Annotated in this window: 1 protein-coding gene; it reads left to right on the top strand. The window is 63.5% G+C overall.

The features are described from left to right. Nucleotides 1-261, top strand: a 261-nt coding sequence (locus tag AX750_RS26570; protein ID WP_197432827.1) for a hypothetical protein, incomplete at its 5' end; no start/stop codon positions are given. Nucleotides 262-293 lie beyond the last annotated feature (32 nt).

Raw genomic sequence — 293 nt, forward strand, 5'->3', positions numbered from 1 at the left:
CGCGGTTCGCGCGATGTCGCGGCGGGCCGAATGGCGCGATCGTTCGCGCGCCGGCCGGGCATGCTTCCCCATTGCTTTCTCAGCGGCCACGATGATCGCAGTCGAGGCCCGCATTCCGACATCGCCCTGGAGGACATCCAGCTGTGCCGCGATCAAGCTGTCGACGAGCTCGCGAACGTGTTCATCTCGAAACAGCGGCTGATGGTGACAGTCATAACGCGGGTCGTATCGATCACTGAGAGCCCGTCCCGAAAGGGTTGAGCGACTGGGGCACTCGTGATTCCAAGGGGTTG

Origin of the sequence: Methylobacterium sp. CCH7-A2 (genome assembly GCF_001557075.1) — a bacterium.
GTDB classification, from domain to species: domain Bacteria; phylum Pseudomonadota; class Alphaproteobacteria; order Rhizobiales; family Beijerinckiaceae; genus Allobosea; species Allobosea massiliensis.